General features: G+C 47.9%; 15 protein-coding genes. 14 read left to right on the top strand and 1 reads right to left on the bottom strand.

Annotated features, from left to right (window positions below):
- Window positions 1-233: 233 nt before the first annotated feature.
- Window positions 234-1,346 (top strand): citrate synthase, encoded by a 1,113-nt coding sequence (citZ, locus tag LRL21_RS12825; protein WP_240416182.1) that lies wholly within the window; start codon window positions 234-236, stop codon window positions 1,344-1,346.
- Between the two features lie 140 nt (window positions 1,347-1,486).
- Window positions 1,487-2,785 (top strand): NADP-dependent isocitrate dehydrogenase, encoded by a 1,299-nt coding sequence (icd, locus tag LRL21_RS12820; RefSeq protein WP_240416181.1) that lies wholly within the window; start codon window positions 1,487-1,489, stop codon window positions 2,783-2,785.
- Between the two features lie 209 nt (window positions 2,786-2,994).
- Here icd and LRL21_RS12815 read toward each other — a convergent pair whose 3' ends face one another.
- Window positions 2,995-3,162 carry a hypothetical protein gene (locus tag LRL21_RS12815; RefSeq protein WP_240416180.1) on the bottom strand — a complete coding sequence of 56 codons (168 nt, stop codon included), beginning with the start codon at window positions 3,160-3,162 and terminating at the stop codon, window positions 2,995-2,997.
- Window positions 3,163-3,628: 466 nt separating this feature from the next.
- On the opposite strand from LRL21_RS12815, the gene mdh reads away from it, so the two are divergent.
- From mdh to LRL21_RS12750, 12 genes are all read left to right on the top strand, one after another.
- On the top strand, window positions 3,629-4,570 hold the full coding sequence (gene mdh / locus LRL21_RS12810; protein WP_076233188.1) for a malate dehydrogenase: 942 nt from the start codon (window positions 3,629-3,631) through the stop codon (window positions 4,568-4,570).
- A 296-nt stretch (window positions 4,571-4,866) separates the two neighbouring features.
- On the top strand, window positions 4,867-5,757 hold the full coding sequence (locus LRL21_RS12805; RefSeq protein ID WP_240416179.1) for a LysR family transcriptional regulator: 891 nt from the start codon (window positions 4,867-4,869) through the stop codon (window positions 5,755-5,757).
- Window positions 5,758-5,901: 144 nt separating this feature from the next.
- On the top strand, window positions 5,902-6,918 hold the full coding sequence (locus LRL21_RS12800) for an LLM class flavin-dependent oxidoreductase (RefSeq protein ID WP_240416178.1): 1,017 nt from the start codon (window positions 5,902-5,904) through the stop codon (window positions 6,916-6,918).
- A gap of 33 nt (window positions 6,919-6,951) precedes the next feature.
- A complete protein-coding gene (locus LRL21_RS12795) occupies window positions 6,952-8,313 on the top strand; it encodes an LLM class flavin-dependent oxidoreductase (protein WP_240416440.1) in 1,362 nt (453 codons plus the stop codon).
- 78 nt (window positions 8,314-8,391) lie between these two features.
- Window positions 8,392-9,459, top strand: coding sequence for an LLM class flavin-dependent oxidoreductase (locus tag LRL21_RS12790; protein WP_240416177.1), 1,068 nt, complete (start codon window positions 8,392-8,394; stop codon window positions 9,457-9,459).
- Between the two features lie 291 nt (window positions 9,460-9,750).
- Complete coding sequence (locus LRL21_RS12785; RefSeq protein ID WP_240416176.1) at window positions 9,751-10,242, top strand: DinB family protein; 492 nt, start codon at window positions 9,751-9,753, stop codon at window positions 10,240-10,242.
- Between the two features lie 52 nt (window positions 10,243-10,294).
- Window positions 10,295-11,947 (top strand): ABC transporter substrate-binding protein, encoded by a 1,653-nt coding sequence (locus LRL21_RS12780; RefSeq protein ID WP_240416175.1) that lies wholly within the window; start codon window positions 10,295-10,297, stop codon window positions 11,945-11,947.
- A gap of 20 nt (window positions 11,948-11,967) precedes the next feature.
- Entirely contained in the window at window positions 11,968-12,894 is a 927-nt protein-coding gene (locus LRL21_RS12775) for an ABC transporter permease (protein WP_240416174.1), read from the top strand.
- 17 nt (window positions 12,895-12,911) lie between these two features.
- Entirely contained in the window at window positions 12,912-13,796 is an 885-nt protein-coding gene (locus LRL21_RS12770) for an ABC transporter permease (RefSeq protein WP_240416173.1), read from the top strand.
- A 17-nt stretch (window positions 13,797-13,813) separates the two neighbouring features.
- Entirely contained in the window at window positions 13,814-15,850 is a 2,037-nt protein-coding gene (locus LRL21_RS45640; RefSeq protein WP_275900722.1) for an ABC transporter ATP-binding protein, read from the top strand.
- A 76-nt stretch (window positions 15,851-15,926) separates the two neighbouring features.
- On the top strand, window positions 15,927-17,012 hold the full coding sequence (locus LRL21_RS12755; RefSeq protein ID WP_240416172.1) for an LLM class flavin-dependent oxidoreductase: 1,086 nt from the start codon (window positions 15,927-15,929) through the stop codon (window positions 17,010-17,012).
- Between the two features lie 15 nt (window positions 17,013-17,027).
- Window positions 17,028-18,212, top strand: a complete 1,185-nt coding sequence (locus tag LRL21_RS12750; RefSeq protein ID WP_240416171.1) for an amidohydrolase — start codon at window positions 17,028-17,030, stop codon at window positions 18,210-18,212.
- Window positions 18,213-18,381: the final 169 nt, after the last annotated feature.

Raw genomic sequence — 18,381 nt, 5'->3', positions numbered from 1 at the left:
CGGGGCTTCTTGGTTTATCTGCTATCGAGAGATAGCTTATGTTTATGGTGCTGATAATGAACTTTTATGTCTGTATTTGTTCACTTTGTTTGGTAAATCATTTATAGTAGAATAGTAAGATTGATGAGAATGGCCATCCTGCGCTCAAGTTGCAATAGGATATGTGTTATGTGATATAGTTATCTATATCGTTATGTATAGGTTTTTGAATTGAACGTAAAGGAGAGATTGCTTTGACTGCTACCAAAGGTTTGGAAGGTATTGTCGCAACAACATCCTCAATCAGCTCCATCATTGATGGTGTCCTTACTTATCGGGGGATCGATATCGATGATTTGGCCGAGAATGCTACATTTGAAGAGGTTGCGTATTTGCTCTGGTACGGTAAATTACCCAATGCTTCCGAGTTAACGCAATTAATCGCAGATTTTAATAAGTTTGCACCCATTCCTGCTCAGGTTATCGAGCAATTGAAACTTTATCCGAAGGAAGCCAATTCGATGGCAGCACTTCGTTCAGCGGTTTCCTGTTTGGCTTTGTACGATGAAGAAGCCAACGATATGTCACCAGAGTCGAATTTGCGTAAAGCCATCAAGCTGCAGGCGCAAATTCCGACAATCATCGCTGCTTTTGCTCGTATTCGTGAAGGCAAGGAGCCTGTTGCCCCTAAACAGAGCCAATCCATCGCGGAAAGCTTTTTGTACATGCTGATTGGCACAGATCCAGATAAAGTAGCCATTCAGGCCTTGGACACAGCGTTGGTTCTTCATGCTGATCATGAATTGAACGCTTCAACTTTTGCCGCACGTGTTACTGTTGCGACCTTATCGGATATTTATTCCGGTGTGACTTCAGCAATCGGTGCATTGAAGGGTCCACTTCATGGTGGTGCGAACGAAGCTGTAATGGCGATGCTCGAAGACATTGATTCACTTGACAACGTAGACAGCTATGTTCATGACAAGCTGAACAGCAAGCAAAAGATCATGGGCTTTGGACATCGTGTTTACAAAAATGGCGACCCACGTGCCAAGCATTTGCAAAAAATGTCTCAGGAGCTGGGCAAAATTACCGGTAACCTGAAGTGGTACGAAATGTCGATCAAGATCGAGGACATTGTCACAGGAGAAAAGGGCTTGAAGCCGAATGTTGATTTTTACTCAGCATCTGTATACACTTCCCTGGAAATTCCGCGCGACTTGTTTACACCGATCTTTGCGATCAGCCGTGCATCCGGTTGGACAGCGCACATTTTGGAGCAATACGAGAATAATCGATTGATCCGTCCACGTGCTGAATACAATGGTCCTGTGAACCAAAAGTATATTCCAATCGAAAATCGTTAATCTTTTAATCAACCGGATTGCTTGCAATCAACGGGTTGTTATTGCGGGTTTTGTCCCATTCGTATGAATCCGGACAAGCGCAGTAGCTCCCGTTCAATTTTGTGTAATTATGCACCTATTCTAAGGAGGAACTAATACTCATGGCTAAATTCGAAAAATACGCACTACCAACTGAAGGCGAAAAAATTAGTATCGTTGATGGAGTTCTGAATGTACCGAACAACCCGATTATCCCTTTCATCGAAGGCGACGGCACAGGTCCTGACATTTGGGCTGCTTCCAAGCGCGTACTGGACGCTGCAGTTGAGAAAGCCTACAATGGCGAGAAAAAAATCGCTTGGTATGAAGTATTTGCTGGTCAAAAAGCATTTGATAAATTCGAAAACTGGTTGCCAAATGATACTTTAACAGCAATTCGTGAATACATAGTGGCTATTAAAGGGCCATTAACGACTCCGGTTGGCGGCGGTATCCGTTCTTTGAACGTTGCTCTTCGTCAAGAGCTGGACTTGTATGTATGCTCCCGTCCTGTTCGTTATTTTAATGGGGTTCCTTCTCCTGTAAAACGTCCTGAGCTGGTAGATATGGTTATTTTCCGTGAAAACACTGAGGATATTTATGCAGGCATCGAGTGGGAATCCGGTTCTGCAGAAGTTAAAAAGGTTATTGAGTTTCTGCAAAAAGAAATGGGTGTTAACAAAATTCGTTTCCCTGAAACTTCGGGTATCGGCGTAAAACCTGTTTCCTCTGAAGGTACAGAGCGTTTGGTGCGCGGCGCTATCGAGTACGCAATCAAACACAAACGTAAAACTTTGACATTGGTACACAAAGGCAACATCATGAAATATACAGAAGGCGCGTTCAAAAACTGGGGTTATGAGCTGGCTGAAAAAGAATTCGGCGATCAAACCTTCACATGGAATCAATACGACAGAATTAAAGCTGAAAAAGGCACAGACGCTGCTAACCAGGCGCAAAAAGAAGCAGAAGCTGCTGGCAAAATCATCGTTAAGGATGCTATCGCTGACATCGCTCTTCAACAAGTATTGACGCGTCCTACTGATTTTGACGTTATCGCAACATTGAACCTGAACGGTGACTACCTGTCCGATGCTTTGGCAGCACAAGTAGGCGGAATCGGTATCGCTCCAGGAGCTAATATCAACTATGTAACTGGGCATGCTATCTTTGAAGCGACTCATGGTACAGCTCCTAAATATGCTGGTTTGGACGTTGTTAACCCAGGTTCCGTTATTTTGTCCGGCGTTATGATGCTTGAGCACTTGGGCTGGTTGGAAGCAGCTGAGCTGATCTACAAAGGTATGGAAACTTCGATTCACAACAAAACCGTTACTTATGACTTCGCGCGTTTGATGGAAGGCGCAACTGAAGTGAAATGCTCCGAGTTCGCTAACGAAATCATTAAACATATGGCCTAAGAGGAGACATCCCCCTAAATCCCCCTTTGTAAGGGGGACCCCAGGGGTTTCGCCCCCTGGACGACGATAGAGCATCTTTCTGCGAGTGATCTCGGAGATTGGGTGTTCTAGAGTGGCTGGGGTACATGGAACGCGACTGTCAGCAGCAAGATTCGTTACACGAAGCTTGCTGCTGACTCGCTATCATGCGGGATAGCGTTGTGAGTTAGTTAAGGTGTTGGGAACGCGACCGTCTGTGGTGGCTTTGCTGCCGCAAAGCATCCCACAGACACGCTTCCAAGCGCCGCGGCTTCTTGAAGGTAGTTTAGCTGTGAAACACGTTCGTCAATGAGAGCTTCAGCTTTGCGAAGCATCGCATTGACGTACTTCCATTTCATGCTCCTACAGAATTGATGTGTGTAGCTTTTAGGTGCTTGAGCTTGCTTGAACCATCTTGGGACTGTTCTTGGACTGTTCTTGATCTTGGGCTTGTAATTGCTCAGTATTTGGTTCTAGATCTTGCTTTGCTTTTAGCGGCTCCAGACCTTGTTACGCCTCGGGTCCAATTGAGGCGAATCTTTCTACACTCAACGAGTGAAAAGGTTGATTGTGCTTGTGAACTTGACTTGACTCCAAATCGTGCGATAAGGAGTTAGGGATTGTGCCGTAGAGTTTACGCGCCGCCTTTGAAACTGTGTTCCCACCGCTTAATCTAATTACAGGAACACAGTTTCAACAGCGGCCGGAGGCACATCCCTAATCCTGAAAGCCCACTTTTGGATACTATGCCTTTAATTTTTAATCTGTAATAGAGAATCTTTAACCTCGCACTCCCAAATAAACCATTTCAGGAGGCTAACTATTATGGCAATTCAACGTAAAAAAATTACCGTTGTAGGCGCAGGTTTCACAGGGGCAACAACTGCATTCTTGGCAGCACAGAAAGAACTGGGAGACGTCGTTCTGCTGGACATCCCGCAATTGGAAAACCCGACAAAGGGTAAAGCATTGGATATGCTGGAAGCTTCTCCGGTTCAAGGCTTTGACAGCAACATCGTAGGTACTTCCAACTATGACGATACAGCTAATTCCGATATCGTAATCATCACAGCGGGTATTGCGCGCAAGCCAGGCATGAGCCGTGATGATCTCGTTAACACCAACGCAGGTATCGTAAGATCCGTTTGTGAGAATGTAAAAAGAACGAGTCCTAACTCCATCGTGATCATTTTGAGCAACCCGGTTGATGCTATGACTTATGTAGCTTACGAGGCTTTGGGCTTCCCGAAAAACCGTGTAATTGGTCAATCCGGTGTACTGGATACAGCCCGTTATTGCACATTTATCGCACAGGAATTGAATGTATCGGTTGAAGATGTTCGCGGCTTCGTATTGGGCGGCCATGGCGACGATATGGTACCTTTGGTTCGTTACTCCAATGTTGGCGGCATTCCAATCGAGAAGCTGATTCCGGCTGATCGTATTGAAGCTATTGTACAGCGTACACGTACAGGCGGCGGTGAGATCGTGAACCTGTTGGGTAACGGCAGCGCGTACTATGCACCAGCAGCTTCCCTGGTTCAAATGGCTGAAGCGATCATCAAGGACAAAAAACGGATCATTCCTGCTATCGCCTTGCTGCAAGGCGAATATGGCTATGATAACCTGTTCATGGGCGTACCAACCTTGTTGGGCGGCGATGGAATCGAGAAGATTTTCGAATTAGAGCTTCTGCCTGAAGAAAAGACAGCTCTTGATAAATCCGCAGATTCCGTTCGTAATGTAATCAAAGTGGTATCTGCTTAATTTTCATGGATGATGAATAACGCTTTACACAGCAAGCTGGCTCCGATATTTAATCGGAATCAGCTTGTTTTTTTGTACTTTAATTGGATGCAGGTTTACGATAATGGTGTGAAATACTGCATTGACATAACAGATAAGGTAATCTATATTTAAAATACACTAAACATATCGGATTAGTTATTTTATAATGAAATAACTGGAGATGCATCATTCCTCTATTGGAGGTGGATGTATCTCTGTTTATTTTTGGGGGAAGACCTCTGTATAGACTGGGTTATAAGAAAGGGGACAATGTTATGAATATCGATAATTTGGAAGCTTTTGTCTATGTAATCCATTTCAACAGCTTTAACAAAGCCGCTGACGCCTTGTTTTTATCTCAACCTTCGATTTCCGCCCGAATTCAATCCTTGGAAAGGGAGTTAAATGCTCTGCTTTTTGAAAGAGAAGGCAAACAATTCACTTTAACAGATAAGGGAAAGCAGTTTTTGCCGTACGCCCAACAAATCTTGCAATCTTATAAAAAAGGCAAGCAGCAGCTGCAGCAAAAGAGTGCATCGCTTGATGAGTTGCGGATTGGTTGCACCGTATCGGTTGCGAATTATTTGATTCCCGAGATCCTCCCTGTGCTGAAAGAGCGAATGCCGGATGTGCAAATTAAACTGACCACCGCTCCGTCTGAAGCTTTATTGGACAAACTGCTTAGCAAGGAAATTGACCTGGGACTTATTCGTAATATTACGCATCCGCATATCCATTCTATTAAATTTTTTGATGATCCTATATGTTTGTTTGTTCGTCAAGATCATGCCTTTGCAAGGATGGACAATGTTACAGTGGAGGATGTTGTTAACGAGCCAATGGTTTTTTTTGAATGCGGTTCACTTGACTGGATTAAGATTCACAGGCTGTTCGAGTCGCTGCATCTTCCGCCAAACATTGTGTATCATATCGATAATCTGGAAACAGCGAAAAAACTGGTGTTAAAAGGTGTCGGTATCAGCTTTTTGCCGAAGCTGTGTGTTCAAAAGGAAGTTCGGGATAACCTGCTGGTGCCGATAGAGCTTCCGACCTTAAGCAGCCTATCACTTCGCACCAACCTGATTTCACTGAATGGAGAAGGCCTGCAATGGCACAGCTTATTTCAGGATACAGTCAAAGGTATCAATTTCAAAGAGCTTTGCTAGCTACTAATAGAATGTTTAAATAACTGGATAGAAAGAAGCTATTGTTCTACCCGTTGACGCTGTTAATGGGCAGTGATACAGTTTTAGTAAGATATTAAACCAACAAAACCTATGGGAAATATTTTGATTGAAAGGGTGTTGAGGATGGGACTCAGGTTAAGTATCTTGGATCAAAGCCCGATAGGAGAAAGGGAGACAGCAAATCAGGCGTTTCATAATACGATTCAGCTTGCGCAAAAAGCAGAGGAGCTGGGCTATTACCGGTTCTGGGTGTCTGAGCACCATGATTCGGATAAACTGGCAGGCTCTTCGCCGGAGGTACTGATCGCTTACTTATTAGCTGTTACGAAGCAGATTCGTGTTGGATCAGGGGGTGTAATGCTGCAGCATTATAGCCCGTATAAGGTAGCGGAAAATTTTAATGTTCTGGCTGCTCTTGCTCCAGGACGTGTCGATCTTGGGATTGGCAGAGCACCTGGAGGATTGCCGCGTTCCACACGAGCACTTCAGCAGAACGAATCAGGGAACAGTCTATCGTTCGGAGAAAAGCTCGTACATTTAAAGCGATTGCTGGCTAATGAGCAGGATTCAGAGGATCCCTTGAATGGTGTCAGAGCAACGCCTCTTTCAGAGCAGCCAGCCGACTTATACTTGCTCGGTGCCGGTGTAGAAAGTGCTGAGCTGGCGGCAAGCCTCGGTATTCCTTACGTATTTTCACAGTCGATCAATGGAGAGGACAAAACGATAGCTGAAGCGTTCGGGATATATCGTTCGCATTTTCAGTCAGGGTACCTGAAGCAACCCCAAGCTATTCTTGCGTTATCCATTATTATGGCTGATTCCGATGAGGAAGCGGAGCAGCTGGCGGCAGCTAATTCGAAGATTTTCAAAATTAAGTTGAAAAACGGACGCACCTTAACGGTAAAAAATAGGGAGCAGATCGAGGAATACGGACGGCAAACCACTGAGCCTTACACCATCCAGGAAACGCAGGCAAACATCATCTACGGCTCCAAAGAAACAGTGCGCCAGAAGCTGATCGCCATTCATAATGAATATCAAATTGAGGAGATTATTGTGACAGTGGCATTAAATGAGTTTGCACAACGGCTGTATGCTTATGAGCAGCTGCAGGGGGCTTTTGCACAATTAATGGTCTAAAGATTCCTATTATACGATTGCGAGGTGCTTACCATAGGAGACTCAAGAAAGTTGAAAATTGGAGCGATGCTGCACGGACCTGGTGGTCATATGGCAGCTTGGAGACATCCTGATGCTGTGGCGGACGCAAGTGTAAATTTTGATTTTTATAAGCAGCTTGTTCACAAGGCCGAGGCGGGTAAGCTGGATTTGGTTTTTGTGGCAGACGGGTTGTATATTAACGAAATCTCGCATCCGAATTTTTTGAATCGATTTGAGCCGGTTGCCGTTTTATCGGCTTTGGCAGGAGTGAGCTCACACATAGGGCTAGTCGGGACACTCTCCACCTCTTACAGCGAGCCTTACACGGTCGCCAGACAGTTCGCTACGATTGATATGATCAGCGGCGGTCGTGCGGGATGGAACGCTGTCACTTCTCCCTTGGAGGGATCAGCTTTAAATTACAGTAAAACTGAGCATCCCTCCCATGAGCTGCGCTATCGAATTGCCGAGGAATATTTGCAGCTAACGAAGGGGCTGTGGGACTCGTGGGAGGACGATGCTTTTGTTCGCGATAAGCAATCCGGTCAATTTATAGATCCTTCCAAAATGCATCGGGTTAACCATCAGGGTGAATTTTATTCGGTGCAGGGCCCGCTCAATATAGCCAGATCCAAGCAGGGGCAGCCTTTAATCTTTCAAGCGGGATCATCGGATTCGGGCAGAGATTTGGCTGCGAAAGAAGCCGATGCCGTATTTACCGGACATGAAACGATAGAGGATGCCAAAAGCTTTTATCAGGATGTGAAAAGAAGGGCTGTCCAATTCGGGCGTTCTGCTGGTGATGTACTGATATTCCCCGGTATTAGCCCTATTGTCGGATTCACTGAGGAAGAGGCCAAAGCGAAGTATGAGCAAATTGCCAACCTTGTGGATATTGATGTCGCCTTACATTACTTGGGCCGGTATTTTAATCATTTTGATTTTAGTCAGTTTCCGCTGGACGAACCGCTGCCGGATCTTGGGAACTTGGGGAGCGAAGGATTTAAGAGCACGAGCGATTTCATTAAAAAATTGGCAAAAGAAGAAAACCTCACCTTACGTCAATTGGCGATCCGAGTAGCCTCCCCAAGAGGCGGATTTACAGGAACGCCTATACAAATCGCTGATACGATGCAACGTTGGTTCGAGGAGGGAGCAGCAGACGGGTTTATGATCGGAAGTGCCGTTCTGCCAACAGGATTAAATGATTTTATTGATCATGTTGTTCCTATCTTACAAGAAAGAGGTTTGTTCCGAACCGAATACGAAGCGGATACGCTGCGTGGCAACCTGGGTTTGCCCTTCCTGCAAAACCGTCATACCTTAGCAAGACTGAATAAACAGGAGCTTGTTGAAGCTTTGGCGGAGCAGTAATGATTCAGTTGTTAGACATCACCCGATCCTTCATAATGATTCGGTTAAGCCGCACAACGCCAAGGAGGAAAATGAAAGATGAAATTTGCATTGTTTAGCCTGATGATGAACATCCCAAACGCTGTAACCGGGGAAACCTTAACCTCACAGCAAAAAATTCAGAATGTGTTGAAGCAGGCAACTCTTGCCGAAAAGCTTGGCTATGAAGCTTATGGTGTGGGTGAGCGGCATGGCGCACCGTTCCTGTCCTCCTCACCGCCGTTGGTATTGACCGCTATCGCAGCCAATACGTCTAAGATTCGGCTGCTTACAACGGTAACGGTGCTAAGCGTACTCGATCCTGTAAGGGTGGCCGAGGACTATGCGACACTGGATCATCTCTCTGGTGGACGTTTAGAGATGATTATCGGCAAAGGGAACGACCCGCGGCACTATCCGCTTTTTGGCATTAGTGAGGAAGAACAGTGGGAATCTCTTGCCGAACGTTATGCGCTTCTCAAACAGCTATGGAATGAGGAGAATGTCAGCTGGCAAGGACGCTATCGCTCTCCGCTGAACCAAGTCACTACACAGCCGAGACCGTTTCAGAAGTCGATTCCGGTGTGGCATGGCAGCGCATCAAGTCCGCTATCCACTGAACTGGCGGCTAAATACGGAGAGCCGATTTTCTCATCCAACGGTTTTCATCCGCAGGCTAAATATAAAGCACTGATCGACAACTACCGCGAACGCTGGGCCTACTACGGGCGAGATCCCAAGGACGCAGTCGTGGGAGCAGGCGGAGGAGGCTTATACCTGGCGAATACCAACGAGGAAGCGATCAAACGTTATCGCCCCTATTACGATGCTTTTCACAATACGGCATCGGCTAAGCACAATCAATCGCCCTTCAAGGATCTTGAGGATAATATTCAGAATGGACCTACTCTCGTGGGCAGCGCTGATCGTGTAATCGAAAAAATCCTGAATTACCACGAGGCTTACGGTCATCAAGTGCTCAGCATCAGTGTGGACGGCTTGACTGAAGCCGAGCAGCTTGAGCAGGTAGAACGGTTTGCCGCTGATGTCATGCCGGTTCTAAGACGCGAAATTCCAAGTACGGTTTGGGATAACAAACCGTTGACTCTGCAGCCAGTTGCTCCTTAAGAATAGCAGGGAAACCAAGAAGAGGCTGCCGGACAACCGGAGACTTTTAGACGCTGCAGCAGCAGCGTTCTGAAAGTCTTTTGTTTGTACAGTTGCTTGCTTTCATTAGGCTGTGGATGCCGAAGTTCCCGATTTACAATCGGAATTTGTTATTAATGAATAGAAGAACTCTATTGGACGGTCGGAAGCAGTCATGGTATGTTAAGTATTAATTTAATACCAACTAAATCAATGTGATAAGTAGTAATTATGAAGCGATCATTACACAAACAATTGTAGGGAGGGACCCGAATGAGTTTAGAACAAATACCAGCATACCTGGACACGCATCGTTCATTGGTTCAAGCGATTGATGGACTTAGTCAGGAGCAAGTGAGATGGAAAGCGGTACCCGAATCATGGAGCGTAACAGAGGTCATTAACCATTTGACGGACCATCATATCGTCGTTTCGTTTCGTATTCGTGATATTCTCGCGGATACTACAGCTCAACTGCCGGCTTTTAATCAAGACGCCTGGGTTAGCGGACAGAAAGCGAACGAAAGTGATATCGGTGAAATCCTGGAAGCTTTCCGTGCTCTGCTTCAATATAACAGCTTGCTGTTCGGACGATTGACGAATAAGGATTGGGAGAAAACAGGTGTCAATTTCAAGGGTGAAACCGTGCGAATCACCGATATCGTAGCCGGATTTATCAAACATGTGCATTACCATATCGGTCAGATAGATCGGATTAAGCAGGCATCGGCGGCTGTCAATCATGCAGGAGCTGTACATTTGTAGAATATGCTGCGTAGTACGGATTGACGAGAAGACGAACACGAATAGGGGATAGATGATGAAGACTAATTTGGGATCAAAATGGATCAAATACACAGCAGTTTCCGTGGCTTTAACCTTAGTATTGGCAGGCTGCTCCACGAACAAGGGGGGGACGGAGGCTGAGAAGACGAGCGGCGACAAAACGGTAGTCAGCAGCAAGCCAGTCGAGGGCGGTACATTGACCTTTGCTTTGGCCACTTCGCCCGATAAACTGGACCCCGGTGCCAGTGGCTTTGCCGTATCACATCGGGTGTTCCGGAACATATTTGACAGCTTGATTTTCCAAATGGCTGACGGCTCGTTTCAGCCTTGGCTTGCGACCAGTTGGACCAAATCGGATGATGGTAAAACGTACACGTTCAAGCTTCGCCAAAACGTTAAATTTCAAGACGGTACACCGTTTAACGCCGCTGCGGTCAAAGCAAATTTTGATCATATCGCAGCAGTAACAGGACAAGCGCGTTCATTGCTCGGCCCTGTCTCGTCCTCGGAGGTTGTGGATGATTACACGATCAAGGTGAATCTTTCCCAGCCATTTGAAGCATTTCTTAGTGGGTTAAGCTCCGCATTTCTCGGTATATCTTCGCCGACGGCGATTCAGCAATATGGTGATCAATATGTAAAACATCCTGTCGGAACGGGCCCATTCAAATTTGTGAAGTGGACGGAGAACGATGAGATTACGCTTGAGAAAAACCCGGATTATAACTGGGGACCACCAGGTGCTGACAATAAAGGACCATCTCACCTCGACAAGCTGACATTTAAGATTGTACCGGAGGAAGCGACCCGGATCGGCAGCGTACAAAGCGGACAATTGCTTGCCGCCGAAGCTGTACCGCCGCAAAATATAGCAGCTCTCAAAAATGATCCCAAGATCAAGGTGGATCAAGCGGCCACGAACGGAACGGCTTTCTCGCTTTACTTCAATTTACGTAATGAACCGTGGAACGATCCCAAGGCACGCCAAGCGGTCCAGCTTGCGGTAGATGTAGACACGATTGTCAAAACGTTGTATTTAGGTACTTATGAGCGTGCCTGGTCCTCGTTTACACCTGGCTTACTCGGATATGATGCGACACTGGAGAATCGCATTAAGCCGGATGTAGCAAAGGCAAACCAACTGCTGGACGAACTGGGCTGGAAAAAGGGAGCCGATGGCATTCGTGAGAAGGACGGCAAGAAGCTGACCCTTCGCTATCTGGACGGATCGCCAAACCGTGAGAAGCGCAATGATATTGCTGCAATTGTCCAACAACAGATCAAGCAAATCGGCATTAATACCGTATTGAATATCACAAAGGACACGAATACACCGCTATTGGATGGTTCTTATGACCTTTGGGGTAATTCACAGGTCAAAGCCGATCCGGATGTGATTCGTAATATTTTCCGTTCGGATAGGGAGTTTTCAAAAGGAGGTACCAATTGGTCTCACTTGGCTGATCCGGAAATCGACAAGCTTCTAGATCAAGGCGCTGCCGAATCTAATCTGCAAAAACGGAAGGCGATTTATGGGCAAATCCAGCAATACCTGATCGAAAAGGCTATTATTCTTCCGATCTATGTGTTTCCTTATACGGTAGCTCATCCCAAATCAGTAGAAGGACTGAAATATGATCTGCTCGGATACCCACTGTTCTATGATGTCAGTATCCGTAAATAATTGAAAGGGAGGAAAGCTACATGACCGGAACCATCGCAACCCGCTTGTTGACCTCCTTGCTCGTTGTTGTCGGTTCGTCGATGCTGGTCTTTATCATTATGTATGTGCTGCCCGGCGACCCGGTACTTCAGATGCTGGACGGGAATGCAACAACACCGGAAGCGATCGCGGACATGCGTCATCAGATGGGTCTGGATCAACCGTTCTATGTGCAGTTTTTACACTACTTCGTTGAGCTGCTTCATGGGAACTTTGGGGTATCAAGAATCAATCATGATGAGGTGCTTCCCAAAATTTTGGCGCATGTTCCGGCGACGTTGGCCTTGACACTCGTCAGTGCGGTAGTGTCCATCGTAATCGGAATTCTGCTCGGCGTCCTCTCTGCCATACATCGCAACGGTATTATCGATATTATCGCAAGGTTCGTCGGATTGTTCGGGATCTCGATGCCTTCGTTCTGGACGGGGATTTTATTGCTGCTGCTGTTTTCCATTCAGCTGGGTTGGTTTCCGGCAATGGGCTCGGATGGTTGGGACACGCTTGTCCTTCCGGGTCTTGCTCTGGGATTGGTCGGAGCCGGCTTTATTGTCCGAATGGTCCGTAATACCATGCTGGAAGTGCTGGGGGAGCCATTCATATTGACGCTGCGTGCAAAAGGATTGGCGGAACGCGCGGTCATGTACCGACATGCCTTACGCAATTCGCTCATTCCTGCGCTTACGATGATCGGTGTCATGATCGGTGAGCTGTTGAGTGGAACTGTCGTGATTGAGACTGTGTTTGCAAGGCAGGGTATCGGACGAATCCTTGCCGATGCGATCATAGCGAAGGATATGCCTGTTGTACAAGGTGTTGTCTTTTTCACGGCGATCATCTATGTCGCTGTTAATCTGCTTGTGGATGTATCCTATACATTCGTCGATCCGCGCATTAGGCGGTCGCAATAAGATGAGGAGGAACCGGAATGAAAGAAGCAGCAGCTCTTAAACCGATGTGGAAGATCGAACGTAAAAGGATTGTGCGAAAATGGCATATTGGCGCATCGGAGCTGTTTCTGTATGCTGCGGGACTGATCGTGCTGTTCCTGATCGTGTGTGCGATCGCACCGCAGTGGATTGCGCCCTATTCCCCGACCAAGATGGATGTAGCTAATTTACTGAAGCCGCCCGGTGCGGATCACTTGTTGGGAACAGATTATTTAGGAAGGGATGTTTTCAGTCTTGTCGTGTATGGAAGCCAGGATTCACTTCTGATCGGATTTGCATCCGTCGTGGTTGGCGGGCTGTCAGGTGCCACATTAGGGGCGTTATCCGGCTATATCGGAGGATGGATTGACCAAGTCATCATGCGGATTATTGAGGTGCTAATGACGATACCGGGTATTCTGCTGGCACTTGCCATAGCAGCCGCGCTTGGGCCAAGCTTGTTCAATGTTGTGCTGGCCATAGCGGCAGCAACAATTCCTCGTTACGCCAGAGTGATGCGCGGTCAGGTTCTCAGCATCAAAAATCGGCCTTTTGTGCTCGCCTCGCGTTCAATCGGCAGCTCGGGTATCCGAATATTCTGGAAGCATGTGCTCCCTAATTCACTGGCTCCTTTTCTGGTTATGGCAACGATTGGTATTGGAACTTCAATTCTAGCCGGATCCGGGCTTAGCTTCCTGGGTCTTGGGGTTATCAAGGAAATACCGGACTGGGGGACAGTCCTGGCACAGGGACGAGGGTATTTGACCGTTGCCTGGTGGATATGCACGTTCCCGGGTCTTACCATTGCCTTGTTCGTACTGTCTGTTAACATCATCGGTGATTATATTCGGGACGTATTGGACCCGAAAAAAAGCGGCGGCTAAATCGCAGGAGGCGGCGTATGACCCAACCATTATTGACAATCGATCGGTTGACCGTGGAATTTCCGTCCTCAGGCGGCTCCATTACGCCGATTACCGACATAAGCTTTCAAATCGGTCGTGGCGAGACCGTATGTCTTGTCGGGGAGTCTGGCAGCGGCAAGACGATAACATCCAAAGCCATTATGAGACTGATTGAGTTTGATAAAGGCCGTATTGCGACAGGCAGCGTCAAGTTGGATGGTGAAGAGCTGACAATGCTGCCCCAGAGTGTACTCCGTGCTATTCGTGGCAAGAGGGTTTCGATGATTTTTCAGGAGCCAATGGCTGCGTTCGATCCGGTCTTTACCATCGGTACCCAGCTCGTTGAAACGATTCGCCGGCATGACAAGCGAAGCGTTAAGGAGGCTCGTGAGCAGGCGGTTGAATTGCTGCGTCGCGTTGGATTTCCTGAGCCCAAGCTGCGCATGAACCAGTATCCGAACGAAATGTCGGGTGGGATGCTGCAGCGGGCGATGATCGCGATGGCGCTCGCATGCGGCCCGGAGCTGCTCATCGCAGACGAGCCGACGACAGCGCTCGATGTCACGATTCAAGCGCAAATTTTACGTTTGTTGAATGATTTAAAGGCGGAGCTTGGGATGTCAATCCTGCTAATTACGCATGATCTGGGCATTGCTGCGGAGATAGCAGACCGGATGATCGTCATGTATGCGGGCAGAATTGTCGAGCAGGCACCCGCAGACCGTCTCTTTGCGCAGCCACGGCATCCTTATGCAGCCGGATTGCTGCGATCTATCACAACGATGGACAGCGACCGTAATGCTCCCTTGTATACCATTGAGGGAACACCGCCGAATGTAGCGGATTTTCCTTCGGGCTGCCGATTTCATCCGCGTTGTCCATTGGCCACAGATCAATGTCGAACTGAGGTCCCTACTCTTAGAGGGTCCGACGGTCACGAAGCAGCTTGCTGGCATACCGAAGTTTTGGTAAGTACTATGGCTCTTGGTCAGCCCGTCATAAGTCCCACTGCAACGAATACAGCCATTGAACACATCGTTCAGCCGGAGCCTGAAGATAGACTGAGCACAGCTAAGCTGCTTTTTGAGGTTCGCGGGCTTACAAAGCATTACGCGGTTAAAGGAGCTTTTGGACTTACGAAAGCTGTTATTCATGCCGTGGACGATGTGTCGTTTACGATCCGGGAAGGCGAGACGTTTGGACTTGTCGGTGAGTCAGGAAGCGGGAAGTCGACGCTTGGTCGCGTTCTTATCCAGCTGGAGAAAGCCACGGCAGGTCAAGTATTTTTTGGAGGCGAAGAGCTGACAGCCATGGAGGCGAGCAGACGGCGAGCGGTAAGACGCGATATGCAAATGATTTTCCAGGACCCGTACGGATCTGTTAACCCTCGCTGGACTGTAGGTGAAACGATCGCAGAACCGCTGGCCGTTCATGAAGCGTTAAGTCCTGCAGAACAAAAAGCCAAGGTGGAGGAGCTGCTGCACATCGTTGGCCTGAATCCTCAATGGGCTTCCAGATATCCACATGAATTTTCAGGTGGTCAACGTCAACGTATTGGAATTGCGCGTGCCATCGCACTGAACCCCCGATTTGTGCTTGCCGATGAGGCTGTATCTGCTCTTGACGTCTCGGTTCAGGCGCAAATTGTGAACTTGATGCAGGAGCTGCAAAATCGGCTCGGTTTAACCTATGTGTTTATCGCGCACGGGCTCAACATTGTCAGACACGTATCCTCACGGATTGGGGTTATGTATCTCGGCAATCTCGTTGAAGTGGCGCAGGCTGACGAGTTATTTCGTCATCCAGCCCACCCCTATACGGCTGCGCTTATCGCATCCATCCCTTGGCCTGATCCGACAAGAAAGAAAGAGTTCGCTGCTATTCAAGGAGAAATTCCTTCGCCTGCGTCACCACCATCAGGTTGTCGGTTTCATACCCGTTGCCCTGCAGTAACAGCGCGCTGCCGAGAGCAAGCGCCCAAGCTGGTTGAGATTGCAAACGGTCACTCGGTAGCCTGCCACTATCCCTTATAAGCATATATTCAAATAGTCAGATGAATTCGTTAGAAGATGTAGGAGCAGCGGTGAAAAATAAAGGAGGACAAATACAATGAAATTCGCTTTAATGAGCCTTATGTTAAACACCCCGAACGCCATCACAGGGGAAACCTTTACGACCCAACAGAAATTTCAAAACGTGCTGAAGCAGGCTGTTCTAGCCGAAGAGCTGGGCTTTGAGGCTAATGGAGTTGGTGAGCGGCATACCGCGCCATTCCTGGCTTCCTCACCGCCAGTAGTCTTAACCGCGATCGCTGCGAGAACGTCGCGTATTCGTTTGCTCACAACCGTAACGGTACTGAGTGTGCTCGACCCTGTTCGGGTTGCCGAGGATTACGCCACGCTTGATCATCTTTCAGGAGGGCGAATTGAGCTGATTATTGGTAAAGGGAATGATGCCAGTCATTATCCGCTCTTCGGCATAACTGAGGAGGAGCAGTGGGAATCACTGGCTGAGCGCTACGCACTTCTCAAGCGATTATGGAATGAGGAGAACGTCAGCTGGCAAGGTCGCTATCGTTCACCACTGAACAACGTTACGACACAGCCAAGGCCTTATCAAAAGTCGATACCTGTTTGGCATGGCAGTGCGTCAAGCACGTTCTCGACTGAATTGGCAGCCAAATACGGTGAGCCTTTATATTCCTCCAATACGATACATCGTCAATCCAAATATAAAGATCTCATCGATCATTATCGCGAGCGTTTGGCTTTTTATGGACATGATCCAAGTAAGGCAGTAGTTGGCTCAGGTGCTGGAGGCAGCATTTACTTGGCAAAAACGACAGAGGAAGCGATCAAACGCTTCCGCCCCTATTACGATGCGTTTCATGGCCGACTTAAAGCGCCTCATGACAGATCCCCCTTCAAAGATCTTGAGGATAATATCGAAAACGGCCCTATCTTGGTAGGTAGTCCGGAACGTGTGATCGAAAAGATTTTGAACTACCATTCCGTGTTCGGGAATCAAGTGCTCAGCATCAGTGTGGACGGACTGACCGAAGCGGAGCAGCGGGAGCAGGCCGAGTTCTTTGCAACCGAGGTCGCACCCGTGCTTCGACGTGAGATTCCAAGCACAGTGTGGGAAAATGAGCCGCCAGCTCCGCATAAAGACTCGATTACGGTACAGGCGGGGTAAGGAGATCCCTATACGATGACTTCTGAATGGCTTGTGAAAGAAGCAGAGCAACTGCTACCTCAGCTGATCCATATACGGCGGGAGCTGCACCGCTTTCCCGAGCTGTCGATGCAGGAGTATGAGACAACCCGTAAGGTTCGGGCTTATTTGGAGGAGCAAGGCATACGTATCCTTCCAATCGATTTGCCAGTCGGCGTATTGGCGGAAATTGAAGGCAGCGGGCCAGGACCGACGATTGCATTGCGGGCTGATCTGGACGCATTGCCTGTTAAGGAAGAAACGGGTCTCCCCTATGCCTCGACGATCGACGGCAGGATGCATGCCTGCGGCCATGATTTTCATACGGCTGCTGTACTTGGGTCGGCTATTCTGCTGCAGCGAAGCTCCGAGCAATTTCATGGCAGGGTTCGTTTGATTTTTCAGCCTTCTGAAGAGAAAGGCACCGGGGCACTGGCAATGATCAAAGCGGGAGCATTGGACGGCGTTCAGGCCATATTTGGCATGCATAACAAGCCAGAGCTGCCAGTCGGAACGATCGGATTATCTCCGGGTGCTTTGATGGCGAGTGTGGACGGATTCAGGCTTAAGGTAACTGGAAAAGGTGGTCATGCGGCGATACCGGAAAGAGCGATTGATCCAATTGTTGCCGCCAGCGCTATCGTTGGAGCCCTTCAGACGGCTGTCAGCCGCAGTATCAGTCCGTTTGACCGTGCGGTTGTCAGCGTCTGCAGCTTTCGTTCAGGTTCAACCTGGAATGTTATTCCTGACGACGCTATTCTGGAGGGTACAATTCGTACCTTTAGCCCCGCTATTAGAGAACGTTTACCGCAGCTGATTGAGCAGATTTCTAACGGAATCGCATCCGCATATGGAGCTGTGGCTGAACTCAAATGGCATACAGGGATTCCAGGTGTCCATAACGATCCTGCTATGGTACAAAGGGTGAGGCAAGCAGCAGAAGCGCTGCAGCTTAGTATTGTGGAAGCTGCTCCCAGCACAGGAGGCGAAGATTTCGCCTATTATCAAACCCAAGTGCCAGGCTGCTTTATCTGGATGGGAACAAGCGGGACGGAGGAATGGCATCATCCCAAGTTTACTTTGAATGAAGAAGCTTTGGCACCTGCTGCTTCCTTGTTCGCTTTAACTGCCATGCATACGCTCAACAGCTTAGGAGAGCACATTTTGGCAAACAAGAAATAGTTCTGGTTTCAGAGCCCAAATGGGTCAGCGCACCAACATAAAAGTTTAAAGTAGGACCTAGCCGCAGGCTAGGTTTTCTTTACTGCTCAATGTGGTAAAAGTCAATAGTAGTCGTATGTGAAAACTTGTGGTATAGTAGGTTGTATTAACTGTAATAATTGTTATGACA

This window comes from Paenibacillus periandrae (assembly GCF_022458865.1).
GTDB lineage: Bacteria > Bacillota > Bacilli > Paenibacillales > NBRC-103111 > Paenibacillus_S > Paenibacillus_S periandrae.
This window is presented reverse-complemented; position numbering and strand designations above follow the sequence as displayed.